This window comes from Pseudomonas sp. BJP69 (assembly GCF_007633355.1).
GTDB lineage: Bacteria > Pseudomonadota > Gammaproteobacteria > Pseudomonadales > Pseudomonadaceae > Aquipseudomonas > Aquipseudomonas juntendi.
This window is the reverse complement of record NZ_CP041933.1, coordinates 2025536-2043379: the sequence shown is the minus strand read 5'-3', so window position 1 is coordinate 2043379 and position 17844 is coordinate 2025536. Positions and strand designations below refer to the sequence as shown.

Genomic DNA, 17844 nt, shown 5'->3' with positions numbered 1-17844 from the left:
GTTGTCTACCTGTCGAGTGGGCTGAGTGCCTGATTCTGATACATTGGCAGATAAAGTTGCATGCAAGTTCCACGACCCGGCGCGCTATCGACACAAATAGCGCCACCGCTCTGCCTGGCGAAGCCGTACACCTGGCTAAGGCCCAGGCCAGTACCCTTGCCAAAGGGCTTGGTGGTGAAAAATGGCTCGAAGATGCGTGGCAGCACTTCGGGCGCGATACCCTCGCCACTGTCCTCCACCCCAAAGCACACAAAGCGGCCGTGCAGCCCTTCCACCTCGCCGGCCAAGTCGACCAGCTCCACCCTCAGGTCGATATGGCCATTGCCGGTGATGGCGTCGCGGGCATTGAACAACAGGTTGAGCAAGACCATTTGCAGCTGCCCGGCATCGACTTCGATCAGCGGCAGGTCCGGTTGCAGCACCACCGTCAGCGTGATCGCACTGGGTAACGCATGCTCCAGCAGGCCACGGGTGGCGGCAACCAGGGCAGCCGGTGCAACACTGGCCACATCGAGCTGGCGGTGGCGGGCGAAGCTGAGCAATTGCTGAGTCAGCTCGGTGCCGCGCTGCCCGGCATCGATGATGTGCTGCAGCATGCGCTGCGCCCGCACCGGGTCCTGGGTAGTCTGCGCCAGGCGTGCCGAGCTGAGAATGATGGTCAGCATGTTGTTGAAGTCGTGCGCCAGGCCACCGGTCAACTGGCCAAGCGCCTCAAGCTTCTGCGCCTGGAACAGCTGGGCGCGCATGGCATCCAGTTGCATGGCAGACTCACGACGGTCGGTAATGTCACGGGTGACCTTGGCAAGGCCGACGATCTGGCCGTCTTCGTCGCGAATCACATCCAGCGCGGCCAACGCCCAGAACTGCGTGCCATCCTTGCGTACCCGCCAGCCTTCATCCTGTGCCACACCCTGCTCGAGCGCCTGGCGCAGCAGGCACTCAGGGCGGCCGTCAGCGCAGTCCTGCGGGGTAAAAAACAGCGAAAAGTGCCGGCCGACCACTTCGTCGGCGCGGTAACCCTTGATCCGTTGCGCGCCTGCATTCCACGACACCACATGCCCAGAAGGGTCGAGCATGTAGATGGCATAGTCCACCACCGACTGAACCAGCTGTTCATAACGGTGGGCGGGCATGTCGGGGGGGGCGATGCTATCAGCTGAAACCATGCATACTCCACTGGCACAGCAGGAAGGACAAAATGAACGTAACCCGGTGTGCCCAGCCTTGAGCCATCCCTTGACACTCTTGGATCCAACCAATCTGTAACAGTGGCTTAATGACTGCAACGTGTCAATTGCCCATTACAACTGCCCTCTCATCTGTAGATCATAGGTGCTGCGGTTGACTCAACTATAACAATGGGTTATAAAGCGCGCTTGATTGCAAAGCCCTTCTGCTTAGAAGCGAGCCGGTCGTTCACGACCCCTTCAAGCGTGCGAGTGTGGTGGAATTGGTATACACAGCAGACTTAAAATCTGCTGACTGTCAACACCTTTTATGTCATGCCATTGCACCTACATAAAGGGCTGTAGACCACGTACAACCAAGCTTCTAGCGTTTGCCCTCGTCCTCTATATCCTTCATTATTTTTGGTCTTTTTGAGAGCTTGGTAGCCATTTGGTAGCCGGCACTTAAAATTAAGCTCAGCTCTCGTAAGCTTTCCTCAGCGCTCGTAAGCCCAAAGTGCCTCCTCCTCGAACAATCTTATATTTTCTAAAATTTTTTCCATCATTAAATCGGCTACCAAACCCGCCCTCCAAGCACAAAAAAACCCAGATCGATCTGGGCTTCTTGCTAGCCAGAGCATCGTGCCGTGGCCTGTATGAGCATCATGCTCGCGGCTCGGTAGCGGTCAGCAACCAGATGGGCAATACATAATTTTGGAAAATGCCACAACATCTTGAGTGCGGTAATAAATACGACGAGAAACATGCTTTAACGCAGGAATTTCTTTCGCGTGCTTATTAGTATACCGCCAAAACCTCAAGGTTTCTTTTGACACACCAAGGACGTCTGCAGTCTCATGCACGTCGAGAAACTCTTTAGCCAATTTATCAGCCGCGATCATTAAAACCCTCTCAAATATTCACTTACACTAAAGCACCCCTCCCTAGGCGTCAATTAAAGCTAAATATTTGCACAGCCAACCGTCAAGGCACGAGAGACACATTTTCAAAGGGTGTGTCAGCAGCATACTCACTGACTGGCCTGAAGCCCTAGCAAACACAGATGGGTATGCCAGACGCATACCTTTATAGAAGTAATTGAAAACCCACTGAACTGTGAATGAGAGGTGCGGGGGGCTGGGTACTCGAGGATTGATCATCCCCGCAATGGATCACCCCGCGCTGACTCTACGATAAAAACTTTCCACCGCACACAATCTGTATGAAGCAAATACAGCGAAGCTGCCTTTACCAGCATTAGCTACTCCCCGAATGCTTGCGACCTCTACGGGTATGCGCCAAGCACTATAAAGCCAACAATTTAACGGTATGTTTTTCGCGTACTTTATTTAAAAAATGGCACTTTTTTTGTTTGAGGTCAAAATCAAGCCAGCGCCTACGGCGCTGAAAAAAAGCGATGCGCCTGCGGCGCTAAAAGCAAGCCACGCTCACGCGCATGCGCGTGAGGTGAAGTAGCGAGCAATGGGGCGAGGCAAGGGTGGCATGCAGACCTGAGCTATCAACATCCACCTAAAACAGCAGAATTTATGATCTCAAAATGGCATCAAAAAAATCTGCAAAATAAGAGATCTCTGCTTTTTTGTGCTAACAAAATAATAGAGCTCCGTTTTTTAAAAAATTTCAAGGGGGGCATGAAAAAAATTTCATGAGAGCTTCAGAACGAGCAGATCACAGCACATCCATACACCGTCGAAAAATATACTAGCGGTTTATGCCAAACTATACTGATGGTTTATTTATTACGCGAAATCGGACTCACTTTCCAAGAAACCAATATTGACACCTTTTTTTCCTGATTTTCTGTGCTAAAGTCACGCCTTCTTGAAACCCTATCAACGCATCATTAACTCAACGACAAGTGATTTCTGTGTAATTTAAAAACTCTTATCATCCTCGAGATCCATAAATCAGATCAGCCTTTCAGATAGCCATGCCGATCAATGTGATGCATACCACTGTGCACCTGCATGACATAGATCATTTATATAGAAGTCACCAAAGCTATTCAGCATCTGAATTGGTCTATTAGGCGGATTACCCGTGGGCCAGTAGCTTTGCGATGGTCACCCTATCGTTGCATGGCATTGCAGGCCTGATTGGAGCAATGAGCAAAAAAAAGACGCTTTATTAGTGATGCGTGGAGAGGGGGTTACCTGGGAACTTATATAGTAAATTCTTGGCACCAGGTTGTTGATGGGAGCTATGAGCCTTACAGCAACCTCGTGGTATTGGGTGCTGCAGATGGCGGGCGAGCTCATCCACGTATCGGTAACCGCTACATGGATCAGAAAGAGCTGGATGCTGAAAAGGCATAACTTGAATGCGCTGCAGTGGCTCCCATACCACTGCAGCCTATCTACCCTGTCGGCGCTGAGCGATTGCGGCTGAAAATCCAGAAGTTAGGAATCACCATACGCAACTCCGACAAGGGATCTGCAGACGATCAGTTTGTTGACAAGCCTCGGCGACTGTACGACAGCTGCATTGTGTGCTTGAAAGGATGCGACGGAGTCATGACGCCGCCACGGAAATATGAGATTGCCCGAGCGATTTGAGGGCAACTTCTCAGTGTTTCGCGTCCCTAAAATCACGCGGTGATGCGCCCACGGCCTTTTTGAAGAATCGTGAGAAATAGGCAGGGTCAGAGAATCCCAGACTATCGGACACCTGAGTGATCGTCATTTCCGTGTAGACCAGGCACCGCTTGGATTCGAGCAGCAATCGATCATTGATCATCTGGAGCGCTGACTGACCGGCCCTACGCCTGCAGATTGCATTCAGATGGTTGGTGCTGATGCCGAGCAGTTTTGCGTAATGGGAGATGGGCCAGTGCTGCCGATAATTTTCATCCAGCAAAGTGGTAAATGCTTGGAGATGCTCCAGGCCACGCTCATGGCCGCCCTGGTTATTGCGCTCCCTTATCGCAGCATGACGTGTGATCCAAACGATCAAGAGATTGATCAACGAATGCAGGGCGAGCTCACGACCTGACCTACCTTGCTGATGCTCCGCATTGATTTCCCCAAAGAGCCAATCGAGGTGATCGACCTCGTTTTGGGCGGGAAGACATAGTGGCCGGGAAAACTCTGATTCTAATGAAGGTGGCAGGCTCTGCAGGATGGGCGAGGCAAAGGTCAGGATGTATCCCTCAACGTCGCTGGAGAAGCTGAAAGTGTGGATGCTCAACGCTGGTACGACTTGGACAATCGGCACCTGAGAATGGACGTTGTTGTCCTCGACCTGCAGCTCCGCGATACCTTTTCTGACGTACAGGATCTGGAACAAATCGACATGGCGGTGCGGCTTAATTTCCCAGTCATGGAGGCTGCTACGCTCCGCGATAGATTCGCAGTGCATGAGATCTGCTGCGGGCCAGGCAGCTGATTCTCCGTACAGTTTGAAGGCGGGAACTGAGATGGACGGCTTAGCCAAGCGATTACCTACTATCGTTCAAAAGTCCAAGTAATTAGTCGAATAGTGCCTTCTTCCGAGGGAAAAAGTCACCAATTATACAGGGGACAAAAACAACCCAGCCCCAGATGCCCAGGAATCTGAGGGTGAAGAGAGGCAAAAAAAATGAAAACTCGAGTCGCTATTATTGGTTCCGGCCCCTCCGGAATGCTGCTGGGTCAACTGCTGTTGAACGCTGGCATCGACAACATCATCATCGAACGCAAAGACCCCGATTACATCCTCTCCCGCATTCGCGCAGGCGTTCTTGAACAGGGCACTGTTGACCTGCTTCGGGAGGCAGGCGTAGGTGCTCGAATGGATGAAGAAGGCCTCATTCACGACGGGTTCAAAGTGGCGTTCGACGGTCGGAGCGAACATATCGACCTGAAAGCTCTGACCGGTGGCAAAACCGTGATGGTGTACGGTCAGACTGAGGTCACACGCGACCTCCTGCAGACTCGCAAGGGTGCTGGCGGACTTAGCATTTACGATGCTGATGACGTGCAGCCACATGGCCTGCAGAGTGACAAGCCCTATGTCACCTTCGTGAAGAACGGTGAGACGGTCAGGGTTGACTGCGACTACGTGGCTGGCTGTGACGGTTTCCACGGTGTATCTCGCCAGTCGATCCCGGCAGATAAAATCAAGGTCTTTGAGCGAGTGTATCCCTTCGGCTGGTTGGGTGTTCTTGCCGATACCCCGCCAGTGGATGAAGAACTGATCTACGCCCGGCATGAGCGTGGGTTTGCGCTGTGCAGCATGCGCTCCCCAACCCGTACCCGCTATTACGTCCAGGTAGATGCTCAGGAAAAGGTCGAGGACTGGTCAGACGAGCGATTCTGGGGTGAGCTGAAAAGTCGTCTGCCGGAGGATGTGGCCAACCGCCTGGTCACTGGCCCATCGATTGAAAAGAGCATTGCCCCGCTGCGAAGCTTTGTCGTAGAGCCAATGCAATACGGGCGCATGTTCCTTCTGGGTGATGCCGCACACATTGTTCCTCCGACCGGAGCCAAAGGCCTGAATCTGGCAGCGAGTGATGTGAATACGTTGTATCGCATCATGGTCAAGGTCTACAAGGATGGTCGTACCGATCTGCTGAGCAAATACTCAGAGATATGCCTGCGTCGTGTATGGAAGGCAGAACGCTTTTCCTGGTGGGTGACCTCCATGCTTCACAACTTCGCAGGTACGGATTCGTTCAGCCAGCGAATTCACGAAACTGAGCTGGATTACTTCGTGTCGTCTGAAACAGGTCGGAAGAGCGTGGCTGAGAACTACGTTGGATTGCCTTACGAATCTATTGACTGAGTCTGAGAAATCTCCAGCAACGCCATTGGTATCGAGAGATGCCGGTGGCGTATTGCGTGGCAGCCTACGAATTCACTTGCAGTATGTAATATTTATGCTGTGAGAAAGGAAAGGTGGGAGCAGCAGGTGTCGAGATCGTGTTCGCAGTGTTAGCCGGACAAAATCGGTATGTGACAGATCAGTTTGGTTGGGTAGCCACCAGGGCATTGCATCTTACTTTTTCAGCATGATGCAACACCCTGATTCAGTAACGTTGCACTTGGCCTCGGAGCCAAGCGTCTTTCAATCAATAGCCGCTTTCGATCAGCTTGACCAAGTCACCAAGCGTTCTCAGCACAGGGGTATCAACACCCGCATTCCGGCCACGATCAGCGACGGCACCGTTTATGAAGTCGATCTCCGTCCGGCGACGTGCTTCTACGTCTTGAAGCATGGATGGCTTGTGGCTTACATGATTATCAAACGCGTGTTGGATGGCGGTTGCTACGTTACTTTGCTGAGCAGCAATTCCACTGGCATTCGCGACTGCAACCGTTTCCTTGATGATCTGGCTAGCCAAGCTTCTGCCTTGCTCCGATTTTCCGACACCGCCTACAGTCAGGCCACTCACTGCGCAGAGAGAATTCAGTGCCGCATTGAAAGCGACCTTCTCCCAAATTGCCACTTGCACGTCTGGGTTGGCAATGCACTCCAATCCAGCTGCAGTAAAGGCTTCGGCAATGTGATGGACGTTGGCATCATCCTCGCCACTGGCAGTCCAGATGTTGATATGCCCCTCACCGTGGCTACTGACTACACCCGGCTCAATCAAGTCTGCGGGGAAATTGGTCATACCGACAATGATGCGCTCATTTGGTACGACTGCAGCGATTCGCTCAGCGTTTCCCAGGCCATTTTGAACAGACATTGCCCAGGTATTAGGGCCGACCAGGTGCTTTACCGACTCAATCGCCGCTGAGGTGTGAAAGCCTTTGGTGAAAATGATGAGTAGATCGAATGGGTTTTGGAAGTCATCCGCGCGCCCGACAGGCAACATCACGGTATTGGAGCCACCATGTGATTTGAGGATCAGGCCCTGGCGCTTGATTGCCTGGATGGTTGGCTCGGATGCATCAATCAGGGATACCTCTTGCCCGCCAAGCGCCAAGCGCGCTCCAAAAAGTCCACCCATAGCCCCGGCGCCAATGACTGCAATTCTCATGATATCTCCACAGTATTTAGATTCGTCGCACCTCATGAAATCACGCAACGCCGCATCAGACAAATAAATGATTTTCGATGTGAAAATAGACAAAGCTTATATTTCTTCGGATAGGAACTGGTCGATTGTAGACTGGGATATTGGAGCAATTTCCCTGACATGGATGATCAAAAGGCGGATTCAACTGGCGATTAGACTGAGGCCGACCCAGGCCAAGAGGACACCGCCATGCCAGTCTCACACCCCTCTTTTAGGGTAGCAGCCGTCCAGGCAGCTCCCGTTTTTCTCAACCTTGACGCGACTATCGACAAAGCTATTGGCCTTATCGGGCAAGCGGCCCAAGAAGGCGTTGAGCTCATCGCTTTCCCGGAAAATTTCTTCCCAGGCTACCCCTTCTTTCTGTGGCTGGGCACGCCCGCCTGGTCGATGCAGTTCGTCCAGCGTTACCACGATAATTCGATGATGGTCGACAGCGTCGAATACAGGCGACTTGAGGAGGCGGCCAAGCGTCACAATATTCACCTTTCTATTGGATTCAGCGAAAGATCAGGGGGCAGCCTGTATATGGCTCAGGCCTTGATCAGCAATAAAGGCGTCACGTTAAGCACACGCAGAAAGCTCAAGCCCACGCTAGTGGAGCGCTGTTTGTTTGGTGAAGGGGATGGCAGCGACCTGACAGTCGTTGACACCAGTCTCGGAAAGATCGGATCACTGTGTTGCTGGGAGCATGTCCAGCCACTTACCAAATATGCAATGTATGCGCAGCACGAGCAGATACATATCGCAGCCTGGCCCAGCTTCTCACTGTATAGGGACGTTGCCTACTCGCTTGGGCCTGAGGTGAACACGGCTGTCACCCAGACGTATGCAGTTGAAGGTCAGTGCTTCGTCATCGCACCCAGCTCCGTTGTCAGCCCGGAGATGATTGAAATCCTGTGCATGAACGATGACGCTCGAAAGCTTTTGCCTGAGGGTGGTGGGCACGCCCGAATTTTTGGCCCAGATGGTTCGCCTTTAGCTTCTCCAATCGATGAGCATTCTGAAGGGCTACTACTTGCAGATTTGGATCTGGGAGTGCTCAGTCTCGCTAAGCTCGCTGCTGATCCCGCCGGTCATTACTCGAGACCTGATGTTACTCAACTTTTGTTAAACAAGTCTCCACGCCGACCCGTTGTGGTCATCAATGAAGGTCAAATAAACGAAACCAACATTATCCAGTCGGAGGAAGTGCCCGAAATAAATTGAGAGTGGTGAGATTCAACACGAAGATGTTGACCTCTCTGCAATTCAGCTCACTGCCTAATAACAATACTTGTGGAGCTCCTATGAAAAATTTCGCCGCGTGCGCCTGGTGTCCGGTGTAGCTTACGGCTTTGGTTTTTAAATAACATTAAAATTTGAATTCAAAGGTCACAAGCACATCATGAAATCGATGACGTATGAGTTTAAGATTGTACTTTTGCCTGCCTTGCTTTTCGGTATAGTAGGGCTTGACCGATTTGTGGTTCTATACCTGTTCCCGGTTATTATTCCGGAGCTTGGTTTGAACAACATGCAGGCAGGAGCTGTAGCATCTGTGTTGGCGTTCACTTGGGCGATATCAACTTGGGTGCTGGGGAGTTTGTCCGATAAATATGGACGAAAAAGAGTCCTTATTTATTCTAGCGTCTTTTTCTCCCTGATGACTTGGATGACTGCATTGGCAAAAAGCTTCACCAGTATGCTCGTGGTTCGAGGCTTACTGGGCGTAGGAGAAGGTGGCGTATTCAGCACCAGCGTAGCTGCAATCGCCATGGCATCACGGCCCGAAAAAAAGGGGATGAACTTAGGGATCCATCAGGCATTTTTCCCCCTGCTTGGAATCGGTCTGGGCCCCATCATCGCCACTCAACTTAATAACTACATGCCATGGGAGATGGTGTTTGTTGTGGTTGGCATTCCTGGTTTGATCTTAGCGTTTTGTATTGCCAAGGTTATGAAGGAGCCGAATGCGCCACTTGAACAAAATTCACCACACGAGAATGCTGGAGCGTTTGCAGCCCTGCGTTACCGAAATATATGGGTAGCAACGGTTGCCGGATGTTTCTTCCAGACTGGACTATTCGTATTCTCCACTTTCGTCGCGCTCTACCTAACAAAGGTCGTTGGGCTTGAGCTTGATACAGTCGGAATCATCATCTCCGGCTGGGGCTTTGGTGGTTTCATCGGCATGATCGCGATGCCCGCCATCTCAGACCGTTTGGGCAGGAAGCCAATCATGGTCGCCTGCGCCGCTGTGTACAGCGTTTTGATGCTGATATTTGCTTTGTACCCATTACCACCGGCGGCCATGTTCGGGCTGCTGTTCGTTGCGGGGATTTTTGGGTTTGGTACTGCACCTATTTTCCTGGCAATCATTCCCGCAGAAACGGTACCAAGCCGCATTGTAGGCAGTGCAGTAGGTATTCCAACCTGTGTCGGAGAAATGCTCGGTGGCGTTGTCATGCCCATTGTTGCAGGTGGGTTGGCTGACCAGTTTGGATTGCAATATCCAATGATAATGGTGGGGGTGGCGTTCGCAGCTATCGCTGTCGTCTCAATCGCTTTTGTGGAGACAGCTCCACTCGCGTTAAAGGCTAAAGGTGCTCCCTTGGCAACACAGGCTTGAGGGGAGTTTTCTTACCCGCCTCTTGGGTTCCTTGTGAGTGCAGCGACCGGTACTCACGAGGGCTCAGGCCAGTATATTTTTTGAACGCTCGACTAAAGTGCGCGTTACTTGAAAAACCCCAGTCATAGGCGATGTCGCTAATCAAGCGGTTGGCTGTGACTGGGCTAATCAAATCTTGCTGGCATGCTTCAATTCGCCGCCTAACAATAAACTCACCTACGGACAATGGCTGATGCACGAATGCTCTATGCACCGAGCTCAAAGACATTTTCAGGGCAGTAGCTACAGCATCTACAGTCAAACCAGGATCATAAAGATTATCCTCAATGAATTGCCTTACCCTTCCAGCGTGATAATTAGATAAACGTGAATTTGGCTTCTCATTGACTCCGCAGACGCCATCAAGGCCTATGCTTAACATTTCCAACAAAGGTTTTGCCAGATCGTCCATTTTAATATCTGGACTGCTCTCTTTCTCTTCAAATATATTAAGCATCAAATTTGAAATAATTCTGCCGATGCCGGTCATGGTATCGATAGGCAGGGCCACGGCATTGCTTGCCGCAGGAGAATATAGCCGCATTGTGTCCACTGGAATCCTAATGGAGCACATTCTGAAAGTTTCGAGAAGCTCGACCTTGTATTCGCTTCTTGTGTCATACAGCACCAACTGCCCGGGGTAGACTCGGCACATTCTGTCATTTTGAGAAAGATCACAAACACCCTCAGTTAGAAGGCTGAGTATGAAAAATTCCTCGGACTGAGTGTGATTGTTTGCTCTCTGTACCGCGTGCGGGGTAGCACGGAGGTCGATGAGATCGAGATTTCCGAGTGCATTGTGGGAGAGCGAGGCCTGAAAAGAAGTGCTAGCGCTGTGAGCCAACCTGGAACCAAGGCTACATTTGAGCTCCACGAAGTATTTTTTACTGATCTCGTTCCAGAAGCTAGGCACATCCGATCCGGGGACGGCTGCAGTGGTGATGAATGTACCCATTTCGAAAGCCCCACCTACAAATAAGAGTGAGTCAAGCAAGTTTTGTACCGAAGATGCCGTCTTGGTGACATGGAGTGTTCGGCGGCCTGTAGATTAACAAATTGCAGAGCGCCTATGCTCACTCATGTGCAAGACGCCCCGGAATGGAGCGCCTTGGGAGGATTTCAAAACTTGTAGGTATAGGTGGTGATCAGGCGGTTCTCGTCGTAATCTGCTCCTGCCAAGGTGGCAGAACCATATCGAGTCTTGACATCAATGTGCCGCCATTCAAAGCCAAGGCCGGCGAGTGGGCCACTCTGGATCACATAGTTTAGAACCAGGTTGAGTTCGCTCTCCACGTTCTTATCAAGGTTGTCGCCACGATCAATACCCGTACCTCTCATGTATCGAGTCATGAAACGCAGCCCGGGAATACCGGAAGCGGCGAAGTCATAGTCGTAACGGGCTTGCCATGAGCTTTCGTTTGGCTTGAAGAAGCCTAACGTCGACCAGTTAACCAAGTAGGGTTGCGGAGCATAGCCATTGAAAACGGGGAACCCATCGTCACCAAGCATGCGCTGGTAGGCAATTGTGAATGTATGACCTCCTTTTTTCAGGGCAGTCATGACGCCATATGCCTGGTTGTCGATATCCCCGTAAAGCGCCGCGCCATCTTCGGTGTTATGGTAATAGCGAAGATCAGTCTTCAGGCTATATCCATCCCCGAATGGAAGAACATGAGCTAATCCGAGATAATTTTGCTTATAGATGTCTTCCAGCTGGCCGTAAAAGTATGTTGCGGAAAGCGATTTACTTAGCTCGTAAGTTCCGCCCGCAAAATTTAGGCCGTCACTGCGGGCTACCCGACCACTCCCGGTCATTAAGTAAATCTTTTCTCTGTTAGATGACTCGCGTGATGCGATCTCAGTGATCCTGCCTGCGGTAACACTAAGACCGTCAATCTCTTTAGATTCAATGAGAGCGCCTTGGTAGGTGGTCACTAATTGGCGCGAGTCATCAATGTAGGCTACTGGTAACATCGGGCGAAGCTCGCCGACCTTGAGCTCAGTTTTTGAGAACCGGGCTTTACCTGTTACACCTGTACGCCCGTAAACTCGAGCTTGTGACTGGCTTGAAGCGTGATAGGGCAAGACGCTATCCGGGCCTCTGCCGCCGCCTCCGTCAAGCCTGTAGGCCCACTGGGAATCGACATCCAGGCCGAACTGAACGGGCCCTTCCGTGTAACCTGAGTTTATACGCAGATCGAAGCCTTGGCTCCAGCTGCCAACACGGGATTTTGGTGCATCGGACTGATGAAAGTCGCGGTCAATATAGGCATTGCGCATTCCTAAACTGACGGAAGTATCATCTAGAAAGTCAGCGTGCGCGACTGAAAAAGGTATTGAAATAGAAATACCCAGGACGAGCGCCCCATACAACCCTTGAGGGAAGTTATGCATTACTTCTCACCTTTATTATTTTTGGATGGTGAATCACAGCTGGCTCCCATCATGGGAGCCAGCTGGAACAGCTTTAAATTATCGAGCTTTTTCGATCAGAACGGATACTTGCGAGGAACGCTTTGAACACTGATCCAATGATCAGTTGTGAACTCTTCAATCGCCCACTCACCATTGAATCGGCCAAGCCCCGAGTTTTTCTCCCCCCCGAATGGAGCATGAGCTTCATCATTCACCGGGATATCGTTCACATGAGTCATCCCGGCTTTGATCTTGCGAGCGAAACGTGCACCACGTTCCAGGTCGCCAGTGAACACGGCGCTCGACAGTCCGAATTCACTGTCGTTTGCCAGCTCGAGAGCATGTGCTTCGCTGTCAGCCTTCTGAATGCCTACGAGCGGCCCAAAGATTTCGTCCCTGGCAATCTCCATGTTCGCTGTGACGTCAACAAACACATGCGGCGGTAGTACCTGACCATTAGGCTCTCCGCCTACTACCAGCTTGGCCCCTTCTTCATGGGCGCGATGGATCTTCTCAACCAGGCCCTGAAGCTGCTTTTGGTTGATCACTGGGCCGATCACGGTGTCAGGCAGGCTTGGATCACCCACCTCCAAGGCTTTGACCCGCGCTACATATTTGTCGACGAACGCATCGTACAGAGGGTTTTCCACAATGATCCGGTTGATGGCCATGCAAATCTGCCCTTGGTGCAGGAATTTGCCCATGACCGCAGCCGCTACCGCTTGATCGAGATCGGCATCAGCCAAGACCACGAACGGGCTGTTACCGCCCAGCTCAAGTGCCACATGTTTCAGGTGCTTCCCGCCACTGGCAATACGGCCAATGTTCGCTCCAACCGGGGTCGACCCTGTGAAGGAAATGAATTTGGGAACCGGGTGCTCAACGAAGGCGTCGCCGATCTCTGCGCCAGGGCCGACCAGAACACTGATTACTCCAGCCGGTACGCCTGCTTCTTCAAAAATACGAGCGCTGAGAAGACCACCAGTCACGGGTGTATCGCTCGCAGGCTTGATGACGACTGCGTTACCCAAAGCCAGTGCAGGTGCTACAGAGCGCTGTGTCAGGTGGAATGGGAAATTCCACGGGCTGATTACGCCGACAACGCCCAGTGGTTCGCGGTAAACGCGGTTCTCTTTACCTGGAACATTGGAGGGCAGAATGCGGCCATGGACACGTGCAGGGAACGAAGCCGATTCCAGGGTGATGCTACGCGCAGCCCCCCATTCAATTTGAGCTTTGATGCGGGTCGAGCCTGATTCTTTGATGATCCACTCGATGATTTCTTCCTTGCGTTCATCGAAGATCTGAACCGCACGCAACATAATCCCAGACCGTTGAGCAGGGCCCATTTCTTTCCAGGCTACTTGTGCCTCTTGGGCCGCAGCATAGGCTTCATTGAGATCTTCACGGTTTGCCTGCTCGATCTGGAGCAAGGTTTCACCGCTATAAGGGTTAGTGTCTTGAAGGGCCTTGCCGGCGCGACCCTCGCGCCATTTGCCTGCAATTGGCAAAAGATTCAAATCGGCGTAACGATCGGTTTTTTGCTCGCTCATGATGTACTCCTAGTCTCGAATTCAGGAATGCGCGTCGATGGCGCAGGTACGGATGTCTGAACGCTCTTTCGCTGCATTCTTGATGAGGACGATAGCGAAAATCGCGATCACTCCTGGTGCTGCACACAGTAGGAAATTGAGCTGAGTTGGCAGGTTCAGACTGAGCATCAAGCCGCCCAAGGCCGGGCCTGCCACACCACCGAACCGACCGATTGCTGAGCACCAGCTGACGCCCGTGCCACGGATCGTGCTTGGGTACTGCTGGGCTGCAAAAGCATGGATGACAGCCAAAGTACCGATGGTGGTGGCTCCCGCAATCAACAGCATGACGTTCAACACAAACGGGCCGGGCTTGATGCCTAGGATGCTGAGGGAAACCACCGCCAAGGCGAAGAAAAGGATCAGGGTAGCTTTGCACCCCCACTTGTCAGCGAGCCAACCTCCACCTAGGGCGCCGATAGTCGCACCGAGGTTCAGAATCACCAGGAACATCAGGCTCGATCCAAGGGGATAACCTGCAGCGACCATGATCTTGGGCAACCAGGTGTTCAAGCCATAAACCATCAGCATGCACATCCCGAAGCCGAGCCAGAGGAATACCGTACCAACCGCTCGGCCTTCGCTGAAAAGACGAGACAGAGGGGTGCTTGTCGAGGATTTCTCTACGGACTCAACGTGAACGTTGGCGATGTCTACGTGCGGATTAAGGCGTTGCAGCAGCTCTGCAGCCTTGGCCTTATCTTTGCTCAGCAAGAATGCCAAGGACTCAGGCAGTTGGCGGTACATCCAAGGCATCGCGAGCAGGGGCAGACCACCTACCAGAAACGTTGCTTCCCATCCAAATCTAGGGATGATCCAGATCGCTATCATCGCGGATGCCATAGCTCCTACGGAATAGAAGCTCAACATGATGGTGGTGAGACTGCTGCGACGAGCCGCAGGGGCCAAATCGTTCATCAAAGCCACGATATTGGGAATCGCGGCTCCCAGCCCCACGCCAGTGACAAATCGCAGGACTGCGAAGCTTGGTGCGTCCCAGGCAACAGCTGTAGCCAGAGCACAGCAGCTTGCTAGGCTCATCGAGCCCAAGATGATTTTTCGTCGACCTAACCGGTCGGCCAGGGGGCCGATAAGCACAGCGCCGAACATCATCCCGAACAGCGCGGCGCTGCCCATCCAACCTGCGTGAATTGGTGAAATTGCCCACTCTTCCATGAGACGGGGTACAACAGATCCGTAGATGACCAGATCGTACCCATCGAACAGCATGATAAACGAACACCAAAAAAGGAGCCCGTAGTGCAAACGCCCGAGTGGGGCGTTCGCGGCAGCTGATAGCGCACTTTGATTAGACATAGTAAGCACTTCTCTTGTTGTTATAATGTATGACAGATTTCTTAGTGAGGCTGGATAGTTACAGTTGGAACCTCAATGACAGTTGGTTCCGTGGAGTCCAGGGCTGCACGCAATGCTGCTTCAAACTTCTCTCGGGTATCCGCATTAACCGCTTTAACGCCATAGCCTTTGGCAATCGCACAGAAGTCCAAGCCAGGAACGTCGAGGCCTGGTGCGTTATCTACTTCCAATACGCCGGCAAACCATCTGAGGGCACCGTAGGTTCCATTTTTCAAAATCACGAAAACTACTGGGATTTTGTATTGGGCAGCAGTCCAAAGAGCGGTGATCCCGTAATTAGCGGAACCATCACCAATCAGTGCTACTACGCGGCGATTTGGCTCTGCCAACTGGACACCTACTGCGGCAGGCAAGCCGAAGCCCAAACCACCAGCTGCCGGGAAGTAATAGCTGCCAGGGTTTTGAAGGTTCATGCGCTGCCAGAAAGCAGTGGTCGTCGAAGTAGATTCCTTCACATAGATGGCGTCTGACGGGGCAACTGCGTCGAGAACCTCGAACAGCGAATCGGGGTGCAAGCGATTGGGTTCGTCTGCGGCGGCAGGGGCGATTTCACGCTGTGCTGGATAAGCGATGTCACGCTGCCGAACGGCTTCAGCCACAGCGCTTAGGGTGGCCCGGATGTTACCGATTAGAGAATCGCCCATTGGCGCGCGCGCGGCTTCTTGGGGGTCGGAGGTGATCTGAATCAGGCGGGCACCTGCCGGCAGGTAATCACCTGGAGCGAACTGGTGGTAGCGGAATACTGGAGCACCTACGACCAAAATCAGGTCATGACCATCAAGCGTTTTGCTAATCCCAGCGATAGCAGCTGGCAGTACGCCACGGAAGCTAGGGTGGCGGGTCGGGAACGGGCAACGTGAAGCGGATGGAGCCACCCAGACAGGCAGGCGAAGCTTATCCGCCAGCATCACTGCAGCGTGGTTCGCACGCGTGGCATCAACATCCGGGCCCAGAACCAAAACCGGGTTCTTGGCTGCGTCGAGGCGCTGAGCGAGCACCGCCAATTGCCGGGTATCTGGCAGGCCGGCAACTTGCACTTCGCGATCTACCAGATGCTCAACACCTGCAGGAGAGTCCTGCTCCCAATCATCGTAGGGAATCGAAAGGTAAACGGGAGCCTTGGGCTCTGTGTTGGCGATGTGGATGGCCTGGCTCAGCGCACGTGGTACGTCCTGGGCGTTGGCGGGCTCGTAGCTCCACTTCACAAGGGGCTTGGGAAGTTGTGGCGCATCCACGTTTGCCAGCATCGCTTCGACGCCGATCATCGAACGAACCTGTTGGCCTGCAGTGATCACCAAAGGGCTGTGGGAGTACACGGAGTTGGTGAGCGCTCCCATGCCGTTTCCGGTGCCTGCGGCAGCGTGGAGGTTTACGAAAGCAGGCTTGCCGCTCGCCAGCGCATAGCCATCCGCCATACCCACCACTGCGCCCTCGTGCAAGCCGAGGATGTACTGGAAGTCCTCCGGGAAGTCTTTCAGGAAGGGCAATTCGTTGGAGCCAGGGTTGCCGAACATGGTGGTCATGCCATGACGGCGAAGCAGGGCGTAGGAGGCGGAATGTATTGTTTTCACTTAGAGAATTCCCGTTTGTACGTGACAGGACTATCGTAAAAAGCGCTTAAGAATCGAGCAAATCAATGTTTTGTGTGTACTATATAGACAGCCTTTATTTTGGTGCCTGTTATGCCCCAGTTCGATTTCAACCTCATCACGGCCTTCATTACGCTATATGAAACCGGCAGCGTGACCGTTTCAGCTGAGCGCCTTTGCGTCACTCAGCCGTCCGTCAGCTACTCGCTGGCTAAGCTTCGGGAGCAGTTTGACGATGCTCTTTTCGTGCGAAGTAGCCAGGGGATGCAACCCACCAGGCTGGCTGCTCAGCTGTACCCAGGCTTTAAGGAAGCCTCGAGGTGCATTGATACCGTGGTGGCAGATGCGAAGCGCTTTGAGCCAAGCCACTCCACTAGACGATTCAAACTTGCACTGTCTGACCTGGGAGAAATGGCCTTTCTGCCGGGCTTGATGCATAACTTCAATGTGACAGCTCCAAACATAGAGCTGGAAATTGTTCCTCTAGAAATTGAGTCTGTTGGCACTTGGCTGAGTGAGGGTCATGTTGACGCCGCAATCTGCAGCCGGACTCTTACCGCAGCTGGTATCTCATCAAAAACGTTACTTTCTGAACGTTACGTCTGCCTGCTTGATGGTGCTCACCCTCGTATTGGATCTGACCTATCCATGGAGCAGTTCAAGATCGAACCCCATGTGTTAGTCACCAGAACCTCAGGACACGGGATGGCAGAGGATGTCCTGCAGCGGCTTGGTATCAAGCGGAGAATTAAACTGAAGCTTCCCCACTTCTCAGTCCTGCCGAAAGTAATTCCAGGCACTGAGCTTCTTGTCATTCTGCCAAGCAGGATTGCCAAGAGCTTCTGCGAGATGCCGCTGCCTTCCAAGTTGAAAACAATGGAGTTACCGTTTGAGGTTCCATGCTTTGAAGTGACGTTGCATTGGCACTCACGCAGTGAGCAATCTACTGCGCTTACTTGGTTTATCAACCAAGTCCAGGCAGCAATTGGCGAAAACGAGTGATTCAACGGAGGTTGCCCACCTTTAGTGGTAGGCA

The 17844-nt window shown here is 52.5% G+C and carries 13 protein-coding genes and 1 pseudogene; 5 read left to right on the top strand and 9 right to left on the bottom strand.

Annotated features, from left to right (window positions below):
- Positions 1-5: 5 nt before the first annotated feature.
- Complete coding sequence (locus FPB55_RS09365; protein ID WP_144188043.1) at positions 6-1166, bottom strand: PAS domain-containing sensor histidine kinase; 1161 nt, start codon at positions 1164-1166, stop codon at positions 6-8.
- A 686-nt stretch (positions 1167-1852) separates the two neighbouring features.
- A complete protein-coding gene (locus FPB55_RS09360; protein ID WP_080671134.1) occupies positions 1853-2068 on the bottom strand; it encodes a helix-turn-helix domain-containing protein in 216 nt (71 codons plus the stop codon).
- A 1341-nt stretch (positions 2069-3409) separates the two neighbouring features.
- On the opposite strand from FPB55_RS09360, the pseudogene FPB55_RS09355 reads away from it, so the two are divergent.
- Positions 3410-3502 (top strand): annotated as a pseudogene (locus tag FPB55_RS09355) (amino acid synthesis family protein); the annotation flags it as partial.
- A gap of 250 nt (positions 3503-3752) precedes the next feature.
- Here FPB55_RS09355 and FPB55_RS09350 read toward each other — a convergent pair.
- Complete coding sequence (locus FPB55_RS09350; protein WP_033690481.1) at positions 3753-4619, bottom strand: helix-turn-helix domain-containing protein; 867 nt, start codon at positions 4617-4619, stop codon at positions 3753-3755.
- A gap of 144 nt (positions 4620-4763) precedes the next feature.
- Here FPB55_RS09350 and pobA point away from each other — a divergent pair, with 144 nt between their 5' ends.
- A complete protein-coding gene (pobA, locus tag FPB55_RS09345) occupies positions 4764-5948 on the top strand; it encodes a 4-hydroxybenzoate 3-monooxygenase (protein WP_144188041.1) in 1185 nt (394 codons plus the stop codon).
- 286 nt (positions 5949-6234) lie between these two features.
- Here pobA and FPB55_RS09340 read toward each other — a convergent pair whose 3' ends face one another.
- Positions 6235-7242, bottom strand: a complete 1008-nt coding sequence (locus FPB55_RS09340; RefSeq protein WP_225624692.1) for a 2-dehydropantoate 2-reductase — start codon at positions 7240-7242, stop codon at positions 6235-6237.
- 135 nt (positions 7243-7377) lie between these two features.
- Here FPB55_RS09340 and FPB55_RS09335 point away from each other — a divergent pair, with 135 nt between their 5' ends.
- Together FPB55_RS09335 and FPB55_RS09330 are read left to right on the top strand one after the other, a co-directional pair.
- Positions 7378-8394, top strand: a complete 1017-nt coding sequence (locus FPB55_RS09335; RefSeq protein ID WP_009681591.1) for a carbon-nitrogen hydrolase family protein — start codon at positions 7378-7380, stop codon at positions 8392-8394.
- A gap of 178 nt (positions 8395-8572) precedes the next feature.
- Entirely contained in the window at positions 8573-9796 is a 1224-nt protein-coding gene (locus FPB55_RS09330) for an MFS transporter (protein ID WP_144188039.1), read from the top strand.
- Here the strand turns inward: FPB55_RS09330 and FPB55_RS09325 are convergent.
- From FPB55_RS09325 to mdlC, 5 genes are all read right to left on the bottom strand, one after another.
- On the bottom strand, positions 9765-10790 hold the full coding sequence (locus FPB55_RS09325) for a helix-turn-helix domain-containing protein (RefSeq protein WP_009681593.1): 1026 nt from the start codon (positions 10788-10790) through the stop codon (positions 9765-9767). The two genes, FPB55_RS09330 and FPB55_RS09325, sit on opposite strands and share 32 nt — an antisense overlap.
- Before the next feature lie 164 nt (positions 10791-10954).
- A complete protein-coding gene (locus FPB55_RS09320; RefSeq protein ID WP_144188037.1) occupies positions 10955-12229 on the bottom strand; it encodes an OprD family porin in 1275 nt (424 codons plus the stop codon).
- A 95-nt stretch (positions 12230-12324) separates the two neighbouring features.
- Positions 12325-13803: an aldehyde dehydrogenase family protein gene (locus FPB55_RS09315; protein ID WP_144188035.1), complete on the bottom strand. Its 1479-nt coding sequence runs from the start codon at positions 13801-13803 to the stop codon at positions 12325-12327.
- 21 nt (positions 13804-13824) lie between these two features.
- Complete coding sequence (locus FPB55_RS09310; protein WP_144188033.1) at positions 13825-15159, bottom strand: aromatic acid/H+ symport family MFS transporter; 1335 nt, start codon at positions 15157-15159, stop codon at positions 13825-13827.
- 41 nt (positions 15160-15200) lie between these two features.
- On the bottom strand, positions 15201-16790 hold the full coding sequence (mdlC, locus tag FPB55_RS09305) for a benzoylformate decarboxylase (protein ID WP_033690010.1): 1590 nt from the start codon (positions 16788-16790) through the stop codon (positions 15201-15203).
- Between the two features lie 111 nt (positions 16791-16901).
- Here mdlC and FPB55_RS09300 point away from each other — a divergent pair, with 111 nt between their 5' ends.
- Complete coding sequence (locus tag FPB55_RS09300) at positions 16902-17810, top strand: LysR family transcriptional regulator (RefSeq protein ID WP_009681223.1); 909 nt, start codon at positions 16902-16904, stop codon at positions 17808-17810.
- Positions 17811-17844 lie beyond the last annotated feature (34 nt).

Coding starts and splice junctions, on each gene's coding strand:
- FPB55_RS09365 (WP_144188043.1), bottom strand. CDS start 1,166: ATGGTTTCAGCTGATAGCATCGCCCCCCCCGACATGCCCGCCCACCGT.
- FPB55_RS09360 (WP_080671134.1), bottom strand. CDS start 2,068: ATGATCGCGGCTGATAAATTGGCTAAAGAGTTTCTCGACGTGCATGAG.
- pobA (WP_144188041.1), top strand. CDS start 4,764: ATGAAAACTCGAGTCGCTATTATTGGTTCCGGCCCCTCCGGAATGCTG.
- FPB55_RS09335 (WP_009681591.1), top strand. CDS start 7,378: ATGCCAGTCTCACACCCCTCTTTTAGGGTAGCAGCCGTCCAGGCAGCT.
- FPB55_RS09330 (WP_144188039.1), top strand. CDS start 8,573: ATGAAATCGATGACGTATGAGTTTAAGATTGTACTTTTGCCTGCCTTG.
- FPB55_RS09325 (WP_009681593.1), bottom strand. CDS start 10,790: ATGGGTACATTCATCACCACTGCAGCCGTCCCCGGATCGGATGTGCCT.
- FPB55_RS09320 (WP_144188037.1), bottom strand. CDS start 12,229: ATGCATAACTTCCCTCAAGGGTTGTATGGGGCGCTCGTCCTGGGTATT.
- FPB55_RS09315 (WP_144188035.1), bottom strand. CDS start 13,803: ATGAGCGAGCAAAAAACCGATCGTTACGCCGATTTGAATCTTTTGCCA.
- FPB55_RS09310 (WP_144188033.1), bottom strand. CDS start 15,159: ATGTCTAATCAAAGTGCGCTATCAGCTGCCGCGAACGCCCCACTCGGG.
- FPB55_RS09300 (WP_009681223.1), top strand. CDS start 16,902: ATGCCCCAGTTCGATTTCAACCTCATCACGGCCTTCATTACGCTATAT.